The 23,729-nt window shown below is 55.1% G+C and carries 30 protein-coding genes; 15 read left to right on the forward strand and 15 right to left on the reverse strand.

Translation table 11 applies throughout. The features are described from left to right. Nucleotides 1–117: 117 nt before the first annotated feature. A complete protein-coding gene (locus ACR3EJ_RS09390; RefSeq protein WP_170541252.1) occupies nucleotides 118–834 on the reverse strand; it encodes a response regulator in 717 nt (238 codons plus the stop codon). Between the two features lie 135 nt (nucleotides 835–969). Between ACR3EJ_RS09390 and mce the strand changes: the two genes are divergently transcribed. Both mce and ACR3EJ_RS09400 read left to right on the forward strand, forming a co-directional pair. After that, nucleotides 970–1,374, forward strand: coding sequence for a methylmalonyl-CoA epimerase (gene mce / locus ACR3EJ_RS09395; protein WP_010441821.1), 405 nt, complete (start codon nucleotides 970–972; stop codon nucleotides 1,372–1,374). A 5-nt stretch (nucleotides 1,375–1,379) separates the two neighbouring features. After that, entirely contained in the window at nucleotides 1,380–1,655 is a 276-nt protein-coding gene (locus tag ACR3EJ_RS09400) for a DUF1467 family protein (RefSeq protein ID WP_170472854.1), read from the forward strand. A gap of 1 nt (nucleotide 1,656) precedes the next feature. On the opposite strand, the gene ACR3EJ_RS09405 is transcribed toward ACR3EJ_RS09400, so the two are convergent. From ACR3EJ_RS09405 to ACR3EJ_RS09415, 3 genes are all read right to left on the reverse strand, one after another. Then, a complete protein-coding gene (locus ACR3EJ_RS09405; protein ID WP_170541249.1) occupies nucleotides 1,657–2,355 on the reverse strand; it encodes an EI24 domain-containing protein in 699 nt (232 codons plus the stop codon). Continuing rightward, complete coding sequence (locus tag ACR3EJ_RS09410; protein WP_170541246.1) at nucleotides 2,352–2,930, reverse strand: nitroreductase family protein; 579 nt, start codon at nucleotides 2,928–2,930, stop codon at nucleotides 2,352–2,354. The genes ACR3EJ_RS09405 and ACR3EJ_RS09410 overlap by 4 nt, the downstream gene beginning before the upstream one ends. Nucleotides 2,931–3,067: 137 nt before the next feature. Continuing rightward, on the reverse strand, nucleotides 3,068–3,316 hold the full coding sequence (locus ACR3EJ_RS09415) for a hypothetical protein (RefSeq protein WP_170541244.1): 249 nt from the start codon (nucleotides 3,314–3,316) through the stop codon (nucleotides 3,068–3,070). A 120-nt stretch (nucleotides 3,317–3,436) separates the two neighbouring features. Between ACR3EJ_RS09415 and ACR3EJ_RS09420 the strand changes: the two genes are divergently transcribed. From ACR3EJ_RS09420 to ACR3EJ_RS09440, 5 genes are all read left to right on the forward strand, one after another. Beyond that, the gene (locus ACR3EJ_RS09420; RefSeq protein ID WP_170541241.1) at nucleotides 3,437–4,138 is read left to right on the forward strand and encodes a M48 family metallopeptidase; all 702 of its coding nucleotides are present in this window, start codon (nucleotides 3,437–3,439) and stop codon (nucleotides 4,136–4,138) included. After that, on the forward strand, nucleotides 4,138–4,506 hold the full coding sequence (locus tag ACR3EJ_RS09425) for a YigZ family protein (RefSeq protein ID WP_170541238.1): 369 nt from the start codon (nucleotides 4,138–4,140) through the stop codon (nucleotides 4,504–4,506). The genes ACR3EJ_RS09420 and ACR3EJ_RS09425 overlap by 1 nt, the downstream gene beginning before the upstream one ends. 67 nt (nucleotides 4,507–4,573) lie before the next feature. Then, nucleotides 4,574–4,825: a DUF6455 family protein gene (locus tag ACR3EJ_RS09430; RefSeq protein WP_170472838.1), complete on the forward strand. Its 252-nt coding sequence runs from the start codon at nucleotides 4,574–4,576 to the stop codon at nucleotides 4,823–4,825. Between the two features lie 15 nt (nucleotides 4,826–4,840). After that, the gene (locus ACR3EJ_RS09435) at nucleotides 4,841–5,104 is read left to right on the forward strand and encodes a DUF6455 family protein (protein WP_480422921.1); all 264 of its coding nucleotides are present in this window, start codon (nucleotides 4,841–4,843) and stop codon (nucleotides 5,102–5,104) included. Next, on the forward strand, nucleotides 5,097–5,366 hold the full coding sequence (locus ACR3EJ_RS09440) for a DUF6455 family protein (protein WP_010441830.1): 270 nt from the start codon (nucleotides 5,097–5,099) through the stop codon (nucleotides 5,364–5,366). Before ACR3EJ_RS09435 ends, ACR3EJ_RS09440 begins: the two co-directional genes overlap by 8 nt. 3 nt (nucleotides 5,367–5,369) lie before the next feature. Here ACR3EJ_RS09440 and ACR3EJ_RS09445 read toward each other — a convergent pair whose 3' ends face one another. Further along, nucleotides 5,370–5,612 (reverse strand): CDGSH iron-sulfur domain-containing protein, encoded by a 243-nt coding sequence (locus ACR3EJ_RS09445; RefSeq protein ID WP_170541235.1) that lies wholly within the window; start codon nucleotides 5,610–5,612, stop codon nucleotides 5,370–5,372. Nucleotides 5,613–5,827: 215 nt separating this feature from the next. On the opposite strand from ACR3EJ_RS09445, the gene ACR3EJ_RS09450 reads away from it, so the two are divergent. Then, nucleotides 5,828–6,016: a hypothetical protein gene (locus ACR3EJ_RS09450; protein ID WP_010441832.1), complete on the forward strand. Its 189-nt coding sequence runs from the start codon at nucleotides 5,828–5,830 to the stop codon at nucleotides 6,014–6,016. Between the two features lie 134 nt (nucleotides 6,017–6,150). Beyond that, a complete protein-coding gene (locus tag ACR3EJ_RS09455; protein ID WP_170541232.1) occupies nucleotides 6,151–6,507 on the forward strand; it encodes a diacylglycerol kinase in 357 nt (118 codons plus the stop codon). Between the two features lie 12 nt (nucleotides 6,508–6,519). On the opposite strand, the gene rimO is transcribed toward ACR3EJ_RS09455, so the two are convergent. Next, nucleotides 6,520–7,917: a 30S ribosomal protein S12 methylthiotransferase RimO gene (gene rimO, locus ACR3EJ_RS09460; protein ID WP_170541229.1), complete on the reverse strand. Its 1,398-nt coding sequence runs from the start codon at nucleotides 7,915–7,917 to the stop codon at nucleotides 6,520–6,522. Between the two features lie 93 nt (nucleotides 7,918–8,010). On the opposite strand from rimO, the gene ACR3EJ_RS09465 reads away from it, so the two are divergent. Further along, nucleotides 8,011–9,942 carry an AsmA family protein gene (locus ACR3EJ_RS09465; RefSeq protein ID WP_170541226.1) on the forward strand — a complete coding sequence of 644 codons (1,932 nt, stop codon included), beginning with the start codon at nucleotides 8,011–8,013 and terminating at the stop codon, nucleotides 9,940–9,942. A 45-nt stretch (nucleotides 9,943–9,987) separates the two neighbouring features. Here the strand turns inward: ACR3EJ_RS09465 and ACR3EJ_RS09470 are convergent, their stop codons facing one another. Genes ACR3EJ_RS09470 through ACR3EJ_RS09485 form a run of 4 tightly spaced genes read right to left on the reverse strand, consistent with a single transcriptional unit; the run spans nucleotide 9,988 to nucleotide 14,562 of the window. Further along, entirely contained in the window at nucleotides 9,988–11,484 is a 1,497-nt protein-coding gene (locus ACR3EJ_RS09470; protein WP_170541223.1) for a phosphomannomutase/phosphoglucomutase, read from the reverse strand. 15 nt (nucleotides 11,485–11,499) lie between these two features. Next, on the reverse strand, nucleotides 11,500–12,333 hold the full coding sequence (gene kdsA, locus ACR3EJ_RS09475) for a 3-deoxy-8-phosphooctulonate synthase (RefSeq protein ID WP_170541220.1): 834 nt from the start codon (nucleotides 12,331–12,333) through the stop codon (nucleotides 11,500–11,502). Between the two features lie 5 nt (nucleotides 12,334–12,338). After that, nucleotides 12,339–13,925, reverse strand: coding sequence for a KpsE/RkpR family capsule polysaccharide export protein (locus ACR3EJ_RS09480; RefSeq protein ID WP_170472815.1), 1,587 nt, complete (start codon nucleotides 13,923–13,925; stop codon nucleotides 12,339–12,341). Further along, nucleotides 13,903–14,562 (reverse strand): ABC transporter ATP-binding protein, encoded by a 660-nt coding sequence (locus tag ACR3EJ_RS09485; protein ID WP_010441839.1) that lies wholly within the window; start codon nucleotides 14,560–14,562, stop codon nucleotides 13,903–13,905. Before ACR3EJ_RS09485 ends, ACR3EJ_RS09480 begins: the two co-directional genes overlap by 23 nt. 209 nt (nucleotides 14,563–14,771) lie before the next feature. On the opposite strand from ACR3EJ_RS09485, the gene ACR3EJ_RS09490 reads away from it, so the two are divergent. Further along, nucleotides 14,772–15,359 (forward strand): uracil-DNA glycosylase family protein, encoded by a 588-nt coding sequence (locus ACR3EJ_RS09490; RefSeq protein WP_170541217.1) that lies wholly within the window; start codon nucleotides 14,772–14,774, stop codon nucleotides 15,357–15,359. Continuing rightward, nucleotides 15,352–16,140 (forward strand): SseB family protein, encoded by a 789-nt coding sequence (locus ACR3EJ_RS09495; protein WP_170541212.1) that lies wholly within the window; start codon nucleotides 15,352–15,354, stop codon nucleotides 16,138–16,140. The genes ACR3EJ_RS09490 and ACR3EJ_RS09495 overlap by 8 nt, the downstream gene beginning before the upstream one ends. A gap of 9 nt (nucleotides 16,141–16,149) precedes the next feature. Here the strand turns inward: ACR3EJ_RS09495 and yghU are convergent, their stop codons facing one another. After that, nucleotides 16,150–17,025, reverse strand: coding sequence for a glutathione-dependent disulfide-bond oxidoreductase (gene yghU / locus ACR3EJ_RS09500; protein ID WP_170541209.1), 876 nt, complete (start codon nucleotides 17,023–17,025; stop codon nucleotides 16,150–16,152). A 243-nt stretch (nucleotides 17,026–17,268) separates the two neighbouring features. Here yghU and ACR3EJ_RS09505 point away from each other — a divergent pair, with 243 nt between their 5' ends. After that, entirely contained in the window at nucleotides 17,269–17,787 is a 519-nt protein-coding gene (locus ACR3EJ_RS09505) for a YHS domain-containing (seleno)protein (protein ID WP_170541206.1), read from the forward strand. A 60-nt stretch (nucleotides 17,788–17,847) separates the two neighbouring features. Here the strand turns inward: ACR3EJ_RS09505 and ACR3EJ_RS09510 are convergent, their stop codons facing one another. Together ACR3EJ_RS09510 and metF are read right to left on the reverse strand one after the other, a co-directional pair. Further along, complete coding sequence (locus ACR3EJ_RS09510; protein WP_170541687.1) at nucleotides 17,848–18,510, reverse strand: J domain-containing protein; 663 nt, start codon at nucleotides 18,508–18,510, stop codon at nucleotides 17,848–17,850. Between the two features lie 203 nt (nucleotides 18,511–18,713). Further along, the gene (gene metF / locus ACR3EJ_RS09515; RefSeq protein ID WP_170541204.1) at nucleotides 18,714–19,580 is read right to left on the reverse strand and encodes a methylenetetrahydrofolate reductase [NAD(P)H]; all 867 of its coding nucleotides are present in this window, start codon (nucleotides 19,578–19,580) and stop codon (nucleotides 18,714–18,716) included. 94 nt (nucleotides 19,581–19,674) lie between these two features. Here metF and ACR3EJ_RS09520 point away from each other — a divergent pair, with 94 nt between their 5' ends. Beyond that, a complete protein-coding gene (locus tag ACR3EJ_RS09520; RefSeq protein ID WP_170541201.1) occupies nucleotides 19,675–20,580 on the forward strand; it encodes a LysR family transcriptional regulator in 906 nt (301 codons plus the stop codon). A 95-nt stretch (nucleotides 20,581–20,675) separates the two neighbouring features. Continuing rightward, a complete protein-coding gene (locus ACR3EJ_RS09525; RefSeq protein WP_170541198.1) occupies nucleotides 20,676–21,461 on the forward strand; it encodes an inositol monophosphatase family protein in 786 nt (261 codons plus the stop codon). A gap of 56 nt (nucleotides 21,462–21,517) precedes the next feature. On the opposite strand, the gene bhcD is transcribed toward ACR3EJ_RS09525, so the two are convergent. Further along, complete coding sequence (gene bhcD, locus ACR3EJ_RS09530; protein ID WP_170541195.1) at nucleotides 21,518–22,483, reverse strand: iminosuccinate reductase BhcD; 966 nt, start codon at nucleotides 22,481–22,483, stop codon at nucleotides 21,518–21,520. Between the two features lie 75 nt (nucleotides 22,484–22,558). Beyond that, nucleotides 22,559–23,722, reverse strand: coding sequence for a 3-hydroxy-D-aspartate aldolase BhcC (gene bhcC / locus ACR3EJ_RS09535; RefSeq protein ID WP_170541192.1), 1,164 nt, complete (start codon nucleotides 23,720–23,722; stop codon nucleotides 22,559–22,561). Nucleotides 23,723–23,729: the final 7 nt, after the last annotated feature.

The following is a 23,729-nucleotide window of genomic DNA, read 5'->3' on the forward strand; positions in this document are numbered from 1 at the left end:
TCAAACGGGCTCCCATGGTTTCGCCGCTTGCGGCGGATGGTTTTAGCGGTAAATCGTGTCCGGCAATAGAACCATACACTCAGGATCGAGGCCGTTAAGAAGTAGGCAGTCAGCACGTCAGATTGCCTCCTGTCGTTCCAGGCGGTCTTGCACAAGGCCTGCGACTCTTGCCGTCTGTGCTGTCATCGGGGCACCTTTGGATTGCGACCGGGTAAGCTCATGCACCGCCCCCGCAAGCGTTGTGTCATTCGCATCTCGCGCAACGCTTTGCAGAAACTGCGTGGCATAGTTTAGCGTGCGTTGGTCCGTCGGCCCGGTGAGCACATCGACGATATGGGCCATGTCGTCCTGATACGCCAACGGGTCCGGGTGAATGATTTCGTCTTTGACCGTGCCGAGGTCACTGGGGCGCCGGTCTTCCGGCAAAAGCTCAAGAATAGTTTTCTGGAAATAAGCAACCGATTTGAGGGGTTTGGCCAGAAAGCCATCCGCCCCTGCACTCAGGGCAAGTGATTGGGCGTTGTCATCGCCGGACAACCCCAGAATGACGCCGATTCGGGGAACTGCATGGGTCAACTCGGCAATCAGATCTGCGCCCGAACCATCGGGAAGACCCATATCAACAATCAGTACCGAAGGTCGGTAGATCTGTAAATGCCGCAGCGCCGATTTCAGGCAATCCGCCCGCCGAATACGCGCTCCGCTGTGCAAGCACATCAAGCGTATCGCGTCGCAAGCATAGCGGCTGTCTTCGACCACTAGGATGGTTTGGCCCAGTAATGGCCGAATCTTGGTTGGCAACGCCGGAGAAGCGAAAGGTTCCGAATCGTCCATGGCAGAACTCCTGATTAGCAGATGTCTCACGCTAGGAACTTCTGGCTAATACAGGGTTAACGCGCGTTTTGGCGCACTTGCCCTTTAGCCTGACAACCCCCATAACCGCCGCAGCGCAGAATGAAGGAGAGTCTCATGATCGGTCGCCTGAACCACGTTGCCATCGCTGTTCCCGACCTCGAGGCTGCCTCGGCCCAGTATCGCAACGCGCTGGGTGCCAAGGTCGGCGCACCTCAAGATGAACCAGATCATGGGGTCACCGTGGTGTTCATCGAATTGCCCAACACCAAGATTGAACTCTTGTATCCATTGGGTGAGAACAGCCCTATCAATGGGTTTTTGGAAAAGAACCCTTCAGGTGGTATCCATCATGTCTGCTACGAGGTCGAAGACATTATCGCGGCCCGCGATCATCTGAAAGAGACAGGGGCGCGGGTTTTAGGCTCGGGTGAGCCCAAAATCGGTGCGCACGGCAAACCAGTTCTTTTCCTGCATCCAAAAGACTTCAACGGCTGCCTGGTCGAGCTGGAACAGGTCTAACGCCTATGACCATCACTGCAGCTTTTGTTCTATTCGCAGTTATCTGGTTTATGACCCTGCTTGTGGTCCTGCCGATTCGCATCAAAACACAGGGTGATCTGGGCGATATTGTTCCGGGAACCCATGCCGGTGCGCCAGAAGTTCATCACATGAAGAAGAAGCTGTGGATCACGACCGGGATTTCAGTGGTTTTGTGGGCGATCATTGCAGGCATCATCATATCGGGACTGATCAGCGTAAGGGATTTTGATTGGCTGAACCAACTGGAACCACGCGGCTAAATTAGCGTCGGTCATCCGACAAGCCGTGGTAGATATGGGTGAAGGTTGCGGCACCAAGTATCGGGATCAGCAGATTGACCAGCGGAACCGAGAGTGGAACTGCCATAAGGACGCCCGCGACCCAAATCGTTGTTGCATGTTTTGCCCGCAGTTTCCGTGCACCTTCGCGCCCCAGTCGACGCATGGCGGCCAACGTGAAATACTCTCGCCCCAATAGAAACCCGTTCATGCCCCAGAAAATGAACAACGCAAATGGGGTGAAGAACGCATAGAGGATCAGCGCCAGCAGGTTGGCGACGATCAAAACCCCCAAAAAGCTGAGCGTATCCCGCAGGGCGTCGCTGAATGGGATGCGAGTGGCAGGAGGTAGAGTGGGATAGTGCTTGTCCTCAACCGCCTGCGCGACCTCATCCAGAAACATAGAGGTAATGGCCGAGGCGACGGGGACCATCAGGAATACCGATAACACCATCATCAACAAGAACGAGGAGACACTGAGCAGATCGTTCAGCCATGTCACCTCACCCAATATCGGCAGGGTGGCCTGATCGCCGACCAGTGCGTTTATCAGCCACAAAAAGCCGGCATAGGCAGCCACCAACAGCGCGAAGGTCAGGCCAACACCCAACAGAAGAACCTTGCGAAATCTTGGGTCGCCGATCTGACCCAGAGCCTGCAGAAATGACTGAACGATGATCATTCTGAGACCCATTGTGTCAGTGTAGTTACATCCGGGCGTGGCCGCTCAGGTGGGGCAGTCCCTTCAGTCGCAATGTGGATGAAGCCTGCTATTTTCTCATTTTTGGACAACCCCAGTCCTTGCTCGCAAAAGCTGCGGTTATGGGACTGCCAGCCTGAAAGCCAGTTCGCGCCCCAACCCGCAGCCAATGCCGCGTTCAACAATGCCAGACAAACGGCGCCTGCTGAATAGGTCTGTTCAATTGCCGGGATCTTTTCGGAAGGTTTCTGCACTTCGATGACAGCTACGGCCAGATGGCCCATGTCGAACTGGCTGCGTGCCTTGCCGATATCTTCGGCGCTTTTGCCCATGGCCAGACCGCAGGTTTCGGTCAGCGCCGCAAGACGTTGCATGGCCCCATGTTCGATAACGACAAAGCGCCAGGGCTCAAGCTTTCCGTGGTCGGGACTGCGCGCGGCAGCGATGAGCAAAGGCATCAACTCTTCCCGCGTCGGGGCTGGTGCCACAAGCGTCTTAGCTGGGCGCGATCGGCGCACCTGCAGAAAATCCAACGCAGCTTGGTTTTTCAGGGACATATGTTAACTTCCTTCACATGGGCAGTGCTTATGTCGGAGGCATGCCATCTTCTTTCAAGGGCAAATTGCCCCCTAAAAGGTGACTAATTCAATCGGAAAAGCGGCCTGAGATCAGATAAAGAGACGGAAGGGAACCGCTATTTAATGAAATCGTCGCTCTCACGAATCTGATAGACGCCTTCGGGCAAATCCAAAGCCGCCGCCAGATCGCGTACCTGCTCAGGTGATAGGGTGATTTTTTGTATCTGATCAGTTCGGGGGTCCAACTGCTCAAGCGTGACGCACTCGGCAAAGTTGTTGATGACGACGTCCTCTTGCAATGGTTTGGCACCTTCGTCCACCAGAGTAATGACCGTCGAGTCGAATTCGTGTTCAATTGAAAACATATCGGCACAGTGCCTAGGCAGAGATCGCAATGCAACCCGTTGCAGCGGCATTCGGCAGTAGCCCAGGCAAATTGGGCGCGTTATGCTTGCCTGCCGACAGGTTGACTGAAAGGAATAGGAATGCGCGGTTTTGCCTTGTCGCTGGTTTTGCTGTTGGCGGCTTGCGGCTCTTCGTCCGTAATCGCGATTCCGGCAGCGGAATGGCAACCCTCATCACCGGCTCTTCGCGAGAAGGCACGGGAATTCGAGCAGGTCAGCCGCGCGGTTGCAGCGTCGGCTGAAAAGGAATGCCGCCGCCAGGCACGTTCTGCCAATTGTGATTTTGCCATACTGGTTGATCTGTCATCAAGAGCGCCAGCAAATGCATTCCAGACGCTGGACGAGGACGGGCGACCGTTGATCATATTCACGCGGCCGATGATTGATTCAACAGAGAATGCGGAAGAGATGGCTTTTGTCATGGGGCATGAAGCAGCCCATCACATTCTGGGTCACATCTCCCGACAAACGAAAAATGCCAAGGAGAGCGCGCGCATTTTTGGCGAACTCGCCCGCAAGCAAGGTGCAGATGATGCGGGAATTGAGCGTGCACAGGCTCTGGGTGCCGAGGTCGGGGTGCAGAACTATACGCGCGTGTTCGAGCTTGAGGCGGATCGTTTGGGGACAAAAATCACCCATGCGGCAGGATACGATCCAATGGTTGGAATGGTCTTTTTCCAGCGAATTCCAGATCCGGGTGACCGCTTCTTGGCGACACACCCGCCAAATGCTGAACGGGTCGAGGCGGTTCTGCAAACGGCCCGCCAGTTGGGATTGCGATAATGATTCAGCTAGACCGATTGGGCGTGGTGCTCAGCGATCGCGGGTCGAAATATGCAGTTACCGGTGCAAAGGTTACCAGCCGTTCCGATGTTGATGCAGCGCTAGCAGAGCTTAAATCCGACAAGGCTTATGCCAAGGCAACGCACAACACCTGGGCCGCGATGTTGCCAACCGGAGCGCTTAAGGCCGACGACGGAGAATCCGGTGCCGCGATGGTCATTTTGCGGATGATGGAGCGCGCGGGTCTTTCGGATCACGTCATAATCGTGACGCGTTGGTATGGCGGCAAGAAACTGGGTGGAGACAGGTTCCGCCGGGTACAAGATGCCACCCGAGTGTATCTGGACCAGTTAGAAGCCGGGCATTGACCTGAGTCAAAGGCATCGTTTGATGCATGGGCTACCTTTTCTTCAGCGAGCAAAGAAAGGGAAACGCATGTCTGACCGAGCAACACTGCGATATCACGCAGGTCTGATGGATGAGATGGCTACAACGCTCGGGGTTGATCTGCAGGAGGCCGCGATTGACGGTGCCTTGCGATTTGATGAAATCTCGGACGCAGTACTGCGCTGTGCCCAATGCCCAAATCCGGGGCATTGCGCGGCCCTTTTGGACCAGGGCACCGACTTGGGCAGTGCACCGGAATACTGCCGTAACCAGGAATTGTTGAACAGGCTAGCGCCATAAAGGAGGAGCATGTTCATGCCGCAACTTGGGCGGATTATGCCGCATTTCCATCTAGTTCAGAGAATGGCGCGGGCAATTGGCGCAGATGTTGTGGCGGCACATCGGAATGGGCGTCTGGAGCAGCAAGACTGGGCTCAGATAATCCACGCATGCCGTGGTTGCGAATGGGCGCACGCCTGTACTGACTGGTTGCATAAGAACGAAAATGTAGAGAAGGCACCAGTCGCCTGCCCAAATCGGGCAATGTTTGCGGCCATTAAGGTAGGAAGCAATGGTTGAGCACGATCCTCGAACCCGACTGGGTGAGATCGAAAAACACTTTTGGCTGACACGATCGGTGGCGCGTTGCATGGGGATATCCCTGACCGAAGGAATGGCCGAGGGAAGGATCACGCCTCAAGAATACGCCCTGATGGTGACCCGTTGCCGCAGTGCTGGATGCAGCGAGCAATGCCAGTTTTGGCTCGCTGATCAGCAGGAAAAAGCATCCGCTGCACCGCAGTTTTGCGCCAATGCCAGTGCTCTGAACGATCTGGCCTGACCGTCAGAGCTTATTGTGCGTCCCGTCGCATAACGGCGGATTGGCGCAGTGCTTACAGCCACAAAAGAACACCTTCTTGCTGGCCTCAGCCGTGAATTTTACTGGTTCGAACGACGTGTCTTTGTGCGAACCGTCGCAAAATGGTTGCCGCTTGGACTTGCCACAGGCACACCAGAAATAGGTTTTTCCTTCGGTCACTTCGACCGGATAGGGCGATTTCTGGGCGATGATCGGGGCGTCTGACATGTGGCTACTCCGTCTTTAGCTAACGTCGAAGTTAGAGTTTAGGGTTCTTTGTCAAAAAAGGTAGTCTGCGAATGAAAACCCGCCTTACAGCGTGGATTCGCCTTAATTCACGAAAGCGTTATCGATTCGGTTGCCATATGAAATTCTTGGTCCTATTCTGATACCGGCCCCGAAAAACTGGGCAATATCAGAAAAGTAATAGAGGATTGATGGACATGAAACTGAAATTTGCTGCTATCTGCGCCACGGCCGTTGTACTGACTGCGTGCTCGCAGCAAGAGGAACCGACCCCGGTCTATATCCAACCCGACTATGACAAGTATGGCACGCCCAGCTGTTCGGCAGGCTACGAACTGGCCACGACCGAGGCGGGTCAGACCGTGTGTAATCCGGTCACGCAATAAGCGTTTCGCAGGCGGTCCATATATTCGGACCGCCTGCACATTCAAACCGCTGCCGCCGCCGAAAGGCGGTTTTTTCTTGCCTTTCTGCCGCAGGTCGCGAACGTCGGTTCAGGTGGAATTGATCGGAAAGGCCTATGCGAAAATTATTTGATCACCTTAAAGATCGCACTCGCTGGAGTTGGCAGGGCCTATCAGCTACTTGGCGCGAAGAATATTCGTTTCGGGCTTGGGGCTGGGCAAATCTTGTTTCAGGCGCTTTGGCATTCCTGCTTCCGCTCGATTCCGCTGAAAAAGCGTTGATCCTTGCGCTCGGTATACTGGTATTGGTGGCTGAACTGTTCAATACAGCCATCGAACGAGCAGTCGATCATACCTCGACTGACCACCATTTGCTGGCGGGGCAGGCCAAGGACGCGGCAAGTGCAGCAGTGGCACTTACTGCTGTTGCCACTGGTGTTGCTTGGGTCGTGATTCTGTTTGGGCTGTTGTAGTCCGGGTCCCGGTCACACCGACGAACACAAACGTCCCCAAAGATCGTATTCTCCGGCCTCGTCAACCTCGACAGTGACGATATCGCCCGGATTCAGGTTTTCGAAGCCCTCATCGATAAACAGATTTCCGTCGATCTCGGGCGCGTCGGACTTGGTGCGGCAGGTCGCGGCCTCATCATCGATGTCATCTACAATGACCTCGATCGTTTGCCCGACTTTGGCCATCAGCTTAGCCTCGGAAATGGCTTGCGCCTTCTCCATAAAGCGTTCCCACCGATCTTGTTTCACGTCAACTGGAACATGATCTGGCAGATCGTTTGAGCGGGCGCCATCGACATTTTCGTACCGGAAGCAACCGACACGATCCAATTGCGCTTCGTCCATCCAGTCGAGCAATGTTTGGAATTCGTCTTCGGTTTCACCAGGATATCCGACAATGAACGTCGAACGCAGGGTGATATCGGGGCAAGTCTCGCGCCATGCAGAGATCTCTTCCAGAGTTTTTGCCCCTGCGGCCGGCCGGGCCATGCGCTTTAACACGTCCGGGTGCGCGTGCTGGAACGGAATGTCTAGATAGGGCAGTACGTTACAGCCCGCATCCGCCATAAGCGGAATCAGATCGCGCACATGGGGGTAGGGATAGACATAATGCAGCCTGACCCATGCATCGAACTGGCCCAGCTCGTGCGCCAGATCGGTGATATGGCTGCGTACTTCCCGGTCCTTCCACGGGTTCACGTCGTATTTGCGATCCAGCCCATAGGCCGAGGTATCCTGCGAGATCACCAACAATTCGCGCACGCCGCTATCGACCAGTTTCTCGGCCTCGCGGAGCACAGCATGCGCTGGGCGGCTGGCCAGCTTTCCGCGCATGTCCGGGATGATGCAAAACTTGCACTTATGATTACAACCCTCGGAAATCTTGAGGTAACTGTAGTGGCGCGGCGTCAGCTTCACGCCCGAAGCCGGAAGCAGATCGACATAGGGGTTCGGATCCGGGGGAACCGCGGCATGAACCGCATCCAGTACCTGTTCGTATTGATGCGGTCCGGTCACCGCCAGAATACGTGGATGATGCTCGCGGATATAATCGGGTTCGGCCCCCAGACAGCCCGTCACGATGACTTTGCCATTTTCGACCAGCGCCTCGCCGATGGCATCCAGAGACTCGGCCTTAGCGCTATCTAAGAAACCGCAGGTGTTCACAATTACGGCATCAGCTCCGGCATAGTCCGGCGAGATACCGTAACCTTCGGCACGCAAACGGGTCAGAATACGTTCGCTATCAACCAGCGCTTTAGGACAGCCCAGCGACACCATTCCAAGTGTTGGCTGACCGCGGCGGGGTGTCTCGGCGATGCGGGCCCCTGGGGCCAGATCGGGGCGGAGGTTCGGTGGGTTCGTGCTCATGGCCGGGCATATAGAGGGGAATGCTTCCCCTTGCAAATCCTGCCCACACAGGGCTGACTTGTACCAGAGCAGATAAGCCGGAAAGGCAAACTCATGAAGTGGCTCATTCGTATTCTCTTTCTTGTGGTTGCGGCCTTCGGGCTGGTGATTGGTGCCTTGCTGCTGATGCCAGGAGACAAACTTGCCACGATCCTGGCTGAGCAGGTCAAGGCACAAACTGGTCGCGAATTAAAACTGTCTGGGGATGTCAAACTATCCTTCTGGCCCGTTTTGGGCATGGAAACCGGTCGCGTAACCTTTGGCAATGCGCCCTGGGCCGGGTCCGAGCCGATGCTGAGCGCTCAAAGTCTGGCTGTAGGGGTCGATGCCTCGGCGCTGCTGTCGGGTGATATCCGGATCAAGAGAGTGCTAGCCGATCATCCAACACTGCGTTTGGAACGTTCGGATGGGCGCGGGAATTGGGAGTTGCACCAACCCGGAAATTCATCTGACACCGGTGCGTCGGCGCAAGCGGTTGAAAGTCGGCCGGTGACTCTGGAACAGTTGGAACTGCAGAACGCACGGTTGATCTACATTGAGAATGGCGCGGTCAGCATGGAGTTCGCCGATGTTGATCTATCTGCCCGTTGGCCCGACGTGACTGCCCCGATGGAAATGCAGGCCAGCATGCCCGTGCCCGGAGGCAACGTTAAGGTTAACCTTAACATTCCTGACCTGCCTGCGTTCTCGAGCGGGGTGGTGACCCCGTTGGAAGTAAGTCTGACTGCACCCGGTGGAGGGATTCAGTTTTCCGGCCGGGTGAATCTGGCCGGAGAAATGGACGGCAAGACTACTGTCACCGCAAAAAATACACACAAGATGTTGGCTGCATTTGGTCAGGGAGGTGTCACCGTTCCCGAAGGCTTGGGCCGGGTTGCGAATGTATCCGGGCAGATGACCTATACCCGAGACGGGCGGATTTCACTGCGGAAAATGGTTGCTGTCCTCGACAATAATCGGCTTGAGGGTGAAGCGGATATTCAGATCTCTGATCCGCCAAAAATCACGGCGCGCCTGAACGCGGGCGATCTCGATTTGTCCAGTGTAAGTGGGGATGATGACACATCAAGCAGCGGTTCTGAGGCTGACGGGTGGTCCAAAGCCACAATAGATGCGTCATCGTTGGCACTCGCAAACGGGACGATCCGACTGCAAGCGAATTCGATTTCGGTGCCAGGCATGCGATTTGGCAAAAGTGATCTGACGCTCAGCCTTGATCGTTCGAGGGCTGTGTTGAAAATGCATCCCGCGTCGCTTTTTTCAGGGCATCTGAATGGCCAGGTGGTTGCCAACAATCGCAATGGTCTGTCGGTCGGTGGAAATCTGACGGCCGATAATATCGATATCAATGAAGCCCTTGTAACGCTTGGGGATATCAAGCGCCTGTCGGGAACCGGGTCAGGACATCTAGAGTTTCTGGGTGTGGGGCAGAATGAAGATCAGATCATGCGGTCGCTGAGCGGCAAAGGGAATATTGAAGTCGGGAAAGGGGTCATTTCCGGGGTGGATCTGGACCGCCTTATGGGGCGCGGAGGGGGTTCAGGCGGCACAACGGTTTTCAATAGCCTCACTGCCAGCTTCACGATGAAAGATGGTGATCTGAACAACGACGACTTATTGATGAAACTGGATAATTTTCGAGCGGATGGCACGGGCCGAATTGGTCTTGGTGCTCGCGATATCGACTATCTATTTACGCCGGTGGCTTTACGCGCCAATGCAGGCGAGGGGATATCGGTACCCGTTCGAATCGTGGGGCCATGGAGTGGCCCGTCGATCAAGCCGGACCTCACCAAAGTCATTGAGGCCGCAGCAGAGGGAAAAGTCAAAGCACTGGAAGATGACGCCAAGCAAAAGGTATTTGAAAAGGTCGGGAAGGAACTTGATACCACAGTAACGGACACCGGTCAGATCGAGGATGCCCTTAAAGACAAACTGGAGGACGAGGCCAAGAAAAGCCTTCTCAAACTGCTGGGCGGGGATTGATCGCGCCGATCAAGGGCGCTGAAATCAGCGCCCTTGTTAGGTGGGCTAGATGGTTTGATCGTACTCGCCAACGCCGGGCTCGGTGCGAATAACAGCGTCAATATCGGCGAAAATCGCCCGCAATTCGTCTTCGCTTTCGCTGCTTTCGCAAACCACCACGAGGTTCGGAGTATTCGACGAAGCGCGCACCAGCCCCCAACTGCCATTGTCCAGAATGACGCGCGCGCCATTGACGGTCACAACCTCTTTGATCGCTCGGCCCGCAAAGGTTTCGCCAGCATCGGCCATTGCGACCAACTTATCGACGAGGCGCTGCAAGATATCATATTTCTCGGTATCCGCTGCATAAGGTGACATGGTGGGTGTTGACCACGTCTTGGGCAGCGCCTTGCGCAGGTCCGACATGCTCTGATCTGGGTTGCGGTCCATCAGCTTGCAGATTTCCACCGCCACGCGCATCCCGCAGTCATATCCGCGCCCGACCGGCTCAGCCAAGAAATAGTGGCCCGATTTCTCAAACCCGGCCAGCGCGCCGATTTCCTTGACCCGACGCTTCATATGGCTGTGGCCGGTTTTCCAATAGTCGGCTTTGACACCATGGGCCTGCAATTCGGGATCGCTGGCGAAAAGTCCGGTAGATTTCACATCGGCCACAAAGGTCGAATTCGGATAAATCTTGGCCAGATCGCGGGCCATGATGACGCCGACCTTGTCGGCAAATATCTCTTCGCCTTCGTCATCTACAACGCCACAACGATCCCCATCGCCATCAAAACCAAGCGCCAGATCGGCGCCACTGGCTTTGACTGTATCAGACATGTCATGCAGCATTTCCATCGCTTCGGGGTTTGGGTTGTAGTTGGGGAACGTGTAATCCAGATCAGTGTGGCTTGGCACAACTTCAACACCGATCCGTTCGAAGATCTCGGGCGCAAAGGCAGCGGCAGTTCCGTTGCCGGTAGCGCACACCACCTTCAGCGGACGGGACATTTTGAAGTCACCAACCAGATCGTCGATATAGGCCTCTTTCACACCGTCGACGAATTCATATGACCCGCCGGGGCGCGCATCACCATCACCGTTCAGGACGATGTCGCGTAGTTCCGACATTTCGTCAGGGCCGTGGGTCAGGGGGCGATCAAAGCCCATTTTGACTCCGGTCCAGCCATTGGGGTTGTGGCTGGCTGTGACCATCGCAACTGCGGGCACATCCAGATGAAACTGTGCAAAATAAGCCATCGGGCTGAGCGCCGGGCCAATATCCTTCACCTGAATACCCGCCTGCATAAGCCCAACGATCAGCGCGTTTTTGATCGACAGGGAATAATCGCGATAATCATTGCCCACCGCAATCACGGGTTCAATCCCGCGTTTGTGCATCTGTGTGCCCAGACCCAAGCCCAGGGCGGTCATGCCTGGCAGATTGATCTCATCGGGGTATTTCCACCGCGCGTCATACTCGCGAAAGCCTGTGGGCTTGATCATCGGGTCGCGCAGAAAACTCCAGGTGTTTGGGGTCACCTCAGGCAAAGGCTTGGTCATCACAAATCTCAATCGTTAAATCTGAATTGGGTTTTCTTTGGCCAGCGCATCAAATCGCATCAATGTGTCAACCAGATGGCCCATCTGATCCAGAGGGATCATGTTCGGCCCATCTGAGGGTGCGGTGTCAGGATCCTGATGGGTTTCAATGAAAACGGCTCCGACGCCCAGAGACACAGCTGCACGCGCCATCACTGGCGCAAACTCACGCTGTCCTCCTGAGGAACCGCCTTGGCCGCCGGGCTGTTGCACCGAATGGGTTGCGTCCATGACGACCGGATATCCGGTTTGTGCCATCTGCGGTAGCGACCGCATGTCCGCGACCAGCGTATTGTAGCCAAACGAAGTTCCGCGCTCGGTCAGCAGGATGTTCTGATTGCCAGTGCTTTCGATCTTAGTAACGATATTGGGCATTTCCCACGGGGCGAGAAACTGTCCCTTCTTCACGTTGACCGCTTTTCCAGTATTGCCTGCCGCCAGCAGCATGTCCGTCTGACGACACAGAAACGCAGGGATTTGCAGGATATCGACAGCCTCGGCTGCAATCGTGCATTGGGCCTCGGTATGAACATCGGTCAAAACCGGAATGCCCATGGTTTTGCGAATGTCGTTCAGCACCTTCAGCCCAGCATCAATGCCCATACCACGCTTGCCGGACAGCGAGGTCCGGTTGGCTTTGTCATACGAGGCCTTGAATACATACTGCGCCCCGGTGGCGTCACATGCCTCTTTCATGGTGCCCGCGATCATCTGGGCGTGATCGGCGGTTTCAAGCTGGCAAGGGCCAGCGATGATGGTCAGCGGAAGGTCGTTGCCAACCATGAGGTCGGCGATTTTTACATGTTTCATGAGTCTTACGAGGATACCTGTTCACGAAGGACCGACGCGGTAAGCGAGATCATCAGGTAGATACCAGCAAATAACAGGAAAGCCAAAATCGTATTTTCGAACTTGCGCGGATAACTGGGTTCCTGGCTGGCAACAGGGTTCACCGAGACGGTCAGATACCGCACTTTCCGGTTGGCCTCGGTCCGTGTGGCTTCCATTTGCTGCATTGCCGTTTGCAGCATCATGTCTCGGGCCGCTAGATCGGCCTGTGCCATCTGAATACGTACGCTCAGACGCGCCAGCGAATTTTCGCCTGCTGAAGCATCCAGCATCTCAGCATTCAATTCTGACAGCACGGCCTCCAGCCGTTTAATATCTGCACGCGTGCCGTCCACTTTAGCTTTGTTGGGCCGTGCATTGTCAAGAAGGGCGGCCAGTTGCAATTCTTTATCCTGCAGCTCAATTTCAAACTGATCGATTCTGGCACGCAAGCTGGCGATCACGCTTTGCGGATCCAGTATGGCACCCTGCAACTGCAATTCGATCAGGTCTTCCTGTGCCTGCCTGCGCGCTTCTTGCGCGGCTTCAAAGCCCGCCAATGCATCACGCATTTGATCTTCGCGTTTCAGCTCGGTCAGGCCATTGATCCTCTCCTCAGCGTAAGAGATCAGACGATTGGATAGATCGACCGAGATTTCAGGGCTGGGCGCGGCGACCTCCATGCGAATGACACCATCACTAGGGTCGTACCCGATCGTGATCATTCGCTTAAAAAGCTTGTAAGTTTCTTCAAGCGTCGCATCAGAGGGCAAACGTTGGATCGGATCAATATTGTCTTGCTGAAAGAACTCAGCGAACCCGACATCCCGTTCAAGGCGTTCCAGCGCGTCCTTGGATTCCAAAAACTCTTGAGTGGATACCGAATCCTGTGCAGTTGCAAACTGTGTCCCCGCGAGGAAGCCACCGAAAGAGGCCCCTCCACCGTCGGCTTGCAAAATCGAAAACACGGAATCGCTGGCGTACATCGGCGTTGCGACCCGATAGAAATAGTATCCCACTATGAATGTAGGCAGGATCACAAAGGCCGTTAGCCGCGCAAATAATGCAACGAGTTTGCGGCGCCGTCTGCGGGCGATGTCTTTCTGGATTTGCCCGATCTCATATTCGCGGCGTTGGGCCGGGCTGAGCTCTGGACCTGGCAGGTTTTTTTGAGTTTCTTTGGCTGTCTGAGGCAAGTGAATTTTAATGTTATCTTGCGTCGCTTTGTCGTCGGTTGAATTGCGTTGATCGTAAGCTGCAAGATCTAGCAGATTGGAACGCTGAAACGGATCAATCCCTTTCTTACGCAACAGTCGCACTGCGTCATAATCAGAGGTTGCCGCCAACCCATTCTTGTGGGCAAGCCGTCTGGCGACCCGCAATTGCCGCCCGGTTAACCCTTCGCGCTTGATTGCGTCCAATTCGGTCCCCGGCTGCTGCGCGTCTGTGCCGGAACCAGAGGCCTGAGTCGCCTTGCGAATACGATCGATCGCATCCGAGCGCGCCTCAGCAGTGCCAGCTCCGCGCGCTGCGCGGTCAGGGTTGTATTTTCTAGCCTTGGGCTTGGTAGTCATAGAGCTGCTTCGCCTCTTCCAAGGTTTCAAACATATAAAGCTGACCATCCACCAAAACAGCAGCTTGGCGCGCGAATTTCTCGAGGGTTGATGGATTGTGTGATACGATTACCAAGGTTGTTGTCCGAAGCTTCTCTTTCAGGATATCGCCGGCTTTCTTGTTGAATTCCACATCTGTGGTCGAGGGCATCCCTTCGTCAATCAGATACATGTCGAAATCCAGAGCCAACATCAGCGCAAAGGTGAATCTGGCGCGCATACCGGACGAGTAGGTGCCAAGCGGCTGGTCAAAATACTCACCCAGATTGCACAGCCATTTACAATAGGCTTCGACATAATCAGGGTCCATGCCGTAGATCTTGGCGATCGAGCGCGCGTTTTCGAGCGCTGACAGGCGTTTGGCGACACCCCCGGTGAAGCCCATGGGGAAAGACACACGGCAATCCCGTCGAATTACACCTTCGTCCGGTTTTTCCAACCCTGCCATCATATTGATCAATGTGGTTTTGCCTGTTCCGTTCGGGGCCAGGACCCCAAGGGAGGTGCCCAGTTCGACACGGAACGACACCTGATCCAGAATCACTTTGCGGCGGGTTCCGGTCCAGAATGACTTGCTGACATTTTCGAATTCCAGCATTTGCGGCCTGTCATCGTACTGTTTTGTTATGGCTCGAAGGTGTGTGTGCTACGGGTCCATGTTGGCCACATTATGTCGAAATATGAAACAAATGATCAATGCGGATCCCGCGATATGACATTGAAGTGTTGCCAAGTTAGGTGCTGTTGGCTCCGACCGTGTTCATTCCTATCTTAATCGAGTGTTCATTGCGGGAACGATTCAATCTGATGAAGTCGCTAATTAAGGATATCGCAGAGTGCCGACTTTGCGCGGACAGGTTTGCGCAGACGGCTACCGCGCACAAGCCGCGCCCGGTTGTCTGGTTCCATTCCGGTGCACGAATTCTGATCGCGGGTCAGGCACCGGGGGCTCGGGTGCACCTGTCGGGAAAGCCCTTTACCGATCCTTCGGGTGATCGCCTAAGGGATTGGTTGGGACTGGACGAACAAGGCTTTTATGACCGCTCGCGGGTATCGATTGTGCCGATGGCATTTTGTTTTCCTGGATATAATGAGCGTAAGGCCGACCTACCACCACCGCCGCTATGTGGGCGCACATGGCATGAAAAAGTGATGAATGCGCTGGGAGAGGTGCCGCTGACAATCCTCGTTGGCGGTCACGCGCACAAATACCATCTGGGTGTGAAAACGCCGGTCACCGAGACCGTCAGCCGTTGGAGAGACCATGCGCCGCGGGTCTTTGCCTTGCCTCACCCGTCTTGGCGCAATACGGCTTGGCTGAAGAAAAACCCCTGGTTTGAGGCCGAGCTTTTGCCGGTTCTCCGGCAACGGGTGCAAGAGGTTCTGAATGACTGAAACTACAGCTTTAGATGCTGCACATGCCGCTATGCTTGCAGCGCCAGAAGACGATTCAGCACGGCTGCGTTTCTTTGAAAGGTTAGCCGACAGCGAGCTGTTCCTGATGCTGTCAGAAGAGGCCAGGGACGAGAATATTTCGCCTGAGCTCTTCGATGTGGCTGATGGCCGTTTCGTGCTGGCCTTTGATCTTGAGGAACGTTTGGCAGAGTTCGCGGGGCATCCGGTTCCGTATGTTGCTCTGTCCGGGCGTGTCTTATCCGGAATGCTGTCAGGGCAGGGAATTGGTTTGGGCCTGAACCTCGAGACCGCGCCGTCATCGATGTTGATCCCGACCGAGGCATTGGGCTGGTTGGAAAGCACGCTGCAGCACGGCCCGCAAGAAGTGCAGCAGAGGCTTACTGAATTTCGCCCGCCCGCCGGTCTGCCAGATAAATTGCTAACTGCACTTGATACCAAACTGGCGACTGCAGCAGGCCTCGCCACTGCGGCTTTTCTAGTGGGAACGAAGACGGATGATGGCGGTCGGGGCCATCTTTTGGGATTTGTCTCGGCAGTTGAAAACGCGCAGCCTGCTCTGGCGCGCGCCGTTTCTGAGGCGCTGACATTTTCGGGGATTGAGGCGGGTGCATTGGATGTCGGGTTCTTTGAAGCAGAGGATCCGGCAGCCGCCGCGCTGGCTAAGGTCGGGCTTAGGTTCGATTTACCCCAGCCACAGGCTCCGAAAGTTGAAAGGGCCGCCCCGGGCAGTAACCCCGAGCGGCCCCCGATCCTGAAATAACAAAGCGCGTTAGTCTGCCGTTTCCAGTTTATCCTGTGTACGCGTCTCAAAGTCGCTTGCGTCGTGACGTTCGTGCAATTGAGTGTGTGGTTCGCCAAATGGGCGATTGACCATCCGACCACGCTGAACCGCTGGGCGCGCATCGATTGCTTTGGCCCACCGCATTACGTTCTTGTAGCTTTCGACATCAAGGAATTCCGCCGCATCGTATAGACGGCCCAGAACCAGTTGTCCGTACCAAGGCCAGATAGCCATATCGGCGATCGTATATTCTTCGCCAGCGATATAGGTCTTTTCAGCAAGTTCCCGATCCAATACGTCCAACTGGCGTTTGGCTTCCATGGCGAAACGGTCAATCGGGTATTGCCACTTCTCAGGGGCGTAGGCGTAGAAGTGGCCAAAGCCGCCACCCAGATAGGGTGCGCTGCCCATCTGCCAGAATAACCAGTTCATAACCTCAGTCCGTTTCGCACCACTCGCGGGTAGAAACTCACCGAACTTCTCTGCCAGATGCATAAGAATTGAGGCACTTTCGAACACGCGCACAGGTGTTTCATCCGAATGATCCCAAAGCGCGGGAATTTTCGAGTTGGGGTTGGCTCTGACAAAGCCCGAACTAAACTGGTCGCCTTCGCCAATATTGACCAGCCAGGCATTGTACTCTGCCTCACTGTGGCCCAGAGCCAGCAGCTCTTCGAGCATTACAGTGACTTTGACGCCGTTGGGTGTAGCGAGCGAATAAAGCTGCAGAGGGTGCTTTCCGACCGGAAGGTCCTTATCATGTGTGGCCCCAGCAATTGGCCGGTTGATATTGGCAAATTGTCCGCCGCTTTCACTGTCCCACGTCCAGACCTTAGGAGGGGTATAGGTGGATTGTTCGCTCATATCATGCCTTTCCTGCGTTGCTGGCCAATGGACCGCTAAATCAACAGCTAATATTGCAGAACTCAGAGTCCAACCCCAAACACCGCGGGAATTTTGTAACAATCCCCCGGATACACCTCACAATTCCCAATTCGTTTTCACAGCGGCGCGAGTGGGTCTTCGCGCGAGGCCAAAAACACCTATTGTCTGAGCAGCCCCGTAGCACGGGTGCCCAGAAACCGATAGGACATGAGGACAATTCACATGAAACGCTTTGCACTGACCCTTGCAGCGACGATGGCTTTCGCCATGCCTGCATTCGCAGGAGATCAATATGTTGATGGTACCGGATTTGCGGTGTCAGGGTATGACGTCGTTGCCTATCGCGACTTGGATCAAGTAGCCGTGGGTCAATCGCAGCCCGAGGCAGTTCGCGGCCGGTCTGACATCTCTGCCGATTATAACGGTGCGACCTGGGCATTTTCGACTGAAGAAAACCGCGACAAGTTTCTCGAAAATCCGGCCTATTATGCGCCGCAATATGATGGACACTGCGCCTATGGCGTGTCGCGTGGCGGCAAGGTTCCGGCCAACCCGAACCTGTGGCGGATCGTCGATGACAAACTGTATCTGAACATCACCGATGTAGTCGTCGGCTTTTGGGAAGAGGACGTACCCGGCAACATCAATTTGGCAGAAGGCAACTGGCCGGGTATCGAACCCGACGCGGCGTCTACCAGCGTGATCCCGAAATTTACTTCGGAAGGTCCAGTGTCCAACTGATATTGGTGAAAAAAGTAAGCCCGGCCTTAACAGCCGGGCTTTTTCTTCTGGCAGGTTCTCTCAGCCTGCCAACTCAAACAAATCCCGCATTTGCTGGTCTGCTTCAAACCGAATCCTAACGCTTCGAGCACCGGGAAACTTCCGTTCGCGTATGGGGTCGGGAATGACAATTTCACCCGAACCCGCACCTTTGGATTTAAATGTCAAAATCTCGGTTTCAGTTTTCCTGCAACTTGCCAGAACCGAGGTTGGCAAGGCGACTCGGTTTTCACCCTCACAGACCGAAGACGCGACGAAGTAAGTCAGGTCACGTCCGAAACAGCCGATTGCATCTGGCACATGGTCAGATGACTGGTCTTGGTCGTCGCTTGTCGCGGCGTGGTCAATCGCAGACATATCTGAAAGCACGTATTCGGGATTCAGCAAATCACGGCAAGCCTTGATCTCATCGGCGTCCAGTTCGATCACACGTTTCTTTAGGCGTGGACGACGTGGTGTCGACGAACTCGTCACCCCTTTTCGGGTCAGACCCTCGCTACGCAGAAAATCGTAAGCCGATTTGGCTTTGGAAAAAACCGAATGGTCACCATCTGTATGATCAGGGTGATCATGAAAGGCGATATTGCGCCAGGCGTCTCTGATGTCGTTTGCGTTGGCGTGGGTAGGCAGGCCAAGAACCTGAAACGCTTCTGCCCGAGCCTTAACTTTGCTCACTGGCTCCATACTGATAACACTCATTAAAACTACACTGCGCTCAGAGTGCCATCGATCACATTTTTGTCAAATTTTCTTAGATATTAGCGTTAATCCCAGCAACAGTTTCTGGAATCAATTCTGGATTGTCGCCCGCGCTCTAATCGGCGTGCCGCACATCGGTAGTGGTGGGTGTGCCCAGCGACAGATTTGCCACCGGACAGGCCACAAGTTCAAGCGACGTTCTGCAATTCGGTCTGAGGTGTAATACCCAATGCGAAACACACATCGCGGGTCAGTTCAGGGCGATTGAGCGTGTAGAAATGCAACTTGTCCACACCACCTTCGATCAGGTCCGAGCAGAGTTCGGTGCAAAGCGCAGTGGCAAGAAGGTCTTCGCGATCGTCGCGGATCGCCTTCTCAAATGCATTTTCGATCCACTCGGGTACTCGGGTTCCACAGCGTTTTGCGAAGTTGCGTGCCCCTTTCCAGTTTTCGATTGGAAGAATTCCCGGCACGATTGGTTTATCAATGCCTGCTTTTTCGCAAGCATCCCGGAACCGGAAAAAAGTCTCGGCTTCGAAAAAGAACTGGGTTAGCGCTTCGTCCGCACCCGCGTCCAGTTTTGCCTTTAGCCAATCCACATCGGTGCGGGCGTTCTGTGCCTCGGGGTGGATGTCAGGATAGGCACCGACGCGAATACTGAACATTTCTGTTTCTGCCAGCGCGGATATCAATTCGACCGAATTGGCAAATCCTTCCGGATGTGGCTGGAACCGGTCATGTCCCTTGGGAGGATCGCCGCGAAGCGCGACGATATCCTGAACGCCCGCGCGTGCGAACGTATCGGCAATCTCAAGGGTTTCCTGACGCGAGGCATCTACACAGGTCAGATGCGCGGCAACGGGCAGGCCTGAAGATTTGTGCAGGGTTGCAACCGCATCGCGTGTCAGTTCGCGCGTCGTGCCCCCTGCGCCATAGGTGACGGATACAAAGCGAGGGTTCAACGGAGCCAGCGTCTGCACCGTATCCCACAGGCGAAACGAGGCCTCCAGCGTCTGGGGCGGGAAAAATTCGAATGAGATCTCAGGCTTGGTCATAATGGCCTCGTAACTGTCATTTACGCTCTTGTGCCACCTGAGGCGTTGTGAGACAAACTCATATTATTCAACAACAACATGAGTCACGCAGCATATGCATATTGAGTTCCGACATCTGCGGACGATCAAAGCCATCCACGAATGTGGTGGTCTGGCGCGTGCTGCTGATCAATTAAACATTACCCAGTCAGCATTGAGCCATCAGATCAAGGGCTTGGAAGATCAAGCCGGGGTTGAATTGTTCCTGCGCCGGTCTAAGCCAATGAAACTGTCTGCGGCCGGTCTGCGACTGTTGCGGCTGGCAGAGCAAATTCTGCCGCAGGTCGAGGCAATGCAGGATGAGTTTTCATCGCTGCGCGACGGTCGCACCGGGCGTATGCATATTGCGATCGAATGTCACGCTTGTTTCGAATGGCTGTTCCCTGTGCTCGAAGCCTTCCGAAAATCCTGGTCTGATGTCGATGTAGACATTCGCCCAGGTCTCGCGTTCGACGCGCTGCCTGCGTTGCAGAAGGAAGAGGTTGATCTTGTGGTCTCTTCCGACCCTGAAGATTTGCCGGGTGTCGAGTTTATAGAACTCTTTGACTATCAAGCCGTGTTTGTTGCGGCGTCCTCGCACCCGCTGGCTGATAAACCATTCATAGATGCCGAAGACTTTCGCGGTCAGACACTGATCACCTATCCGGTCGAACGGACACGTCTGGACGTATTCAGCCAGTTACTAATCCCGGCTCGTGTTGAACCAGCCTCAATCCGTCAGGTTGAACTGACAGCTGTGATCCTTTTGTTGGTTGCGTCGAACCGAGGTATTTCGGTTCTGCCGGATTGGGTCGTGCGTGAGGTAAAGTACAATTCGGACTATGTAACCCGCCCACTGACCAAAGACGGGATCACCCGCAGGCTCTATGCTGCAGTTCGCAGTGAGGACCTTGAAAAACCCTTTGTGCAAGAGCTGGTAAAACTGGCTCGGACTGAGGCGCGCAAGCTGCAGACGCAATAGCGCCAGACGCAGATCAGCCATGCGCATCATTCCTCTTGGCAAGGGCGCGTTGCCCCAGTATACGCGCGGCTTGACCGGACAGGAGCCTATTTAAAATGGTTGGCAGTGCAAATCTCAACATCATGATCAAAGCCGCGCGGAAAGCGGGGCGTTCTCTGGTCAAGGATTTTCGTGAAGTCGAGAACCTGCAGGTGTCGATGAAGGGCGCGGGCGACTTTGTGTCCAAGGCCGACATTGCGGCCGAAGCAATTTTGAAAGAGGAACTTCTGGGTGCCCGCCCGACTTATGGCTGGCTGGCCGAAGAAGGCGGTGCGATTGATGGCGAAGACCCGACACGCCGCTGGATTGTTGACCCGCTGGACGGGACCACCAACTTTCTGCACGGTCTGCCGCATTGGGCAGTCTCGATCGCTCTCGAACACAAGGGCAAGATCGTCTCCGGTGTGATCTATGACCCAGCCAAGGACGAGATGTTCTTTGCCGAAAAAGGCGAGGGTGCGTGGATGAACGACATGCGCATTCGTGTCTCGGGACGGCACCGTATGATCGAGTCGATCTTCTCAACCGGTTTGCCATTCGGCGGCCGTTCGGACCTGCCTGCGACCCTTCAGGATCTCGCCCGTTTGATGCCAGCCTGTGCTGGTGTGCGTCGCTGGGGTGCTGCTGCTCTGGACATGGCTTATGTCGCCGCAGGTCGTTTTGAGGGCTTCTGGGAACGCCGGCTCAACGCGTGGGACGTGGCAGCGGGCATCATCATCGTGAAAGAAGCGGGCGGGTTCGTTCAGGCGCTGAACCCCGAAGGCAGCGTGCTTGAAGATGGCGAAGTAATTTGTGCGAATGAGCCGATCTTTGACAACTTTGCCAAAGTGATCCGGGGCTGAACGGCTCTTCCAGCGTAATAGATGAACGCGCGCCCGATTGGAGCGCGCGTATTTGTCTAGAAATCCACTTCGATCGCGATCCCTTGCTCAACAGCAAGCTCGACCACGGCGCTTGCGACGGCCAAGTCCTGCAACCCGACGCCCGTTCCATCGAATAGTGTGACCTCTTGATCGGATTGCCGTCCGGGATGTGTGCCATTGATGACTTCACCAATCTGCCGGATATCGGTTTCGTTTTTCGATCCACTGGAGACTGCGTGCTGACATTCGCCCAGTGTGATGGACTGAGCGACCTCATCCGTAAAGACGGTGGCGCGGTTGATCAGGTCGACCCCGACTTCTTGTTTGCCGACCGTATCGGTGCCCATGCACGCGACATGTGTGCCGTCTGATACGTGATCCGACATCAGGGTAGGCGCAAATGACGATGTAATCGTGATGATCACATCCGCCTCGACCATGCCGGGCAATTCAACAGCTTCAAAGGGCAGGCTAGCCTCAGACGCCACTTCTTCGATGTTGGGCAGCATATCGGGGTGCAGATTCCAGCCGATGACCTTCTCAAATTCTCTTTGCTCCAACGCGGCACGCAATTGGAACTTGGCCTGATGACCCGCACCGACCATGCCGATCACCTTGGCGTCTTTACGTGCCAGATGGTTGATGGATACGGAAGAGGCAGCCGCCGTGCGCAGGGCTGTAAGCAAATTGCCTCCGACAATCGCCTTCACCCGGCCCGTATCAGGGTCAAACAGGAATACGGTGGATTGGTGATTGATCAGCCCGTGTGTCTCCAGATTGTTGGGCCAATATCCACCGGCCTTGAGGCCAAGCGTCATGCCCGCCTGATCAAATCCGCCCTTGAAGCCATAAAGCGCGTCTGCATGGCCAATGGCTTCGCGCACGACTGGAAAATTATAGGCATCTCCTGCCGCCATTGCGGCAAATACCTGTTCGATCGCCTCGTAGCTTTCGTTGCGGCCCAGCAGAGCGCCGATTTCCTTTTCAGGAACGATGATCATCTATTTTGCCTTTCGATAGTTCTGATGATCTACGGTTAGACAGGCGACCTGAGCCGCCTGCCTTTCCTGCTATGATCAATAGGCCTTGCCGCGTGCCGAGACTGGCCAAAGCGCTTCGACTTTTCCGTTCCGCACACCAACGTACCAGTCATGAACATTGCAGGTCGGATCGCAATGCCCCGGTACAAGCCGTAATCTGTCGTTTACCTTCAACGCGCCGTTTGGATCACCGATGACCCCGTGCTCGTCAGAACATTTGAGGTATTCCACATCGTCGCGTCCAAATATGAAGGGCAGGCCGCTATCGACTGATTGCGCCTTAAGACCTGCATCACAGATCGCCTTGTCAGCTTTGGCATGGCTCATCACGCTGGTCAGAATGAACAGCGCGTTTTCCCATTCGCCTTGGTCAATCCGGTTGCCATCCTTATCGAGAATTCGGCCATAATCGGCATCCATGAAGGCGTAGGACCCACATTGCAGTTCATTATACACGCCTGAGTTGGCTTCAAAGTAGTACGATCCCGTTCCACCGCCCGAGACAAGCTCGCAGTCGATACCAGCGCTCTTTAGGCCGTCATACGCGTCTTCGACCATAGCGATGGCGGCATCCAGTTTCTCTTTTCGGGCCTCATAGGTATCAAGGTGCTGCATCGCGCCCTGATAGGCCTGAATGCCAGTGAATTTCAGGTTTGGCGCAGCTTCGGCTGCCTTGGCGATGGTAACGACATCCTCGGTCGTTGTTACCCCACACCGACCGGCACCGCAGTCGATTTCAACGAATACTTCCAGATCGGTCCCGTGGCGTTGCGCCGCTTCGGACAGGTCGGAGATATTCTCGATGTCATCGACGCACACAATCATACGCGCACCCAACTGAGGCAAGCGTGCCAAACGATCGATCTTGGCCGGATCGCGCACTTGGTTGGACACCAAAATGTCTTTGATACCACCACGTGCGAACACTTCGGCTTCGGACACTTTCTGGCAGCAAACGCCAACGGCACCGCCCAGTTTTTCCTGCAGCTTCGCCACATCTACCGATTTGTGCATTTTGCCATGCACCCGATGGCGCATCCCATGGGCCTTGGCGTAATCGCCCATCTTTTTGATGTTCCGCTCAAGCGCGTCCAGATCGAGGATCAGGCAGGGCGTCTGAATTTCACTTTCATCCATACCGATTGCGGCAGGGATGTCGTAGCCAACTTCAAGCTGATCAATGTTCATCGGTTTATTCATCCTGTTT

This window comes from Ruegeria sp. AB11 (assembly GCF_056536325.1).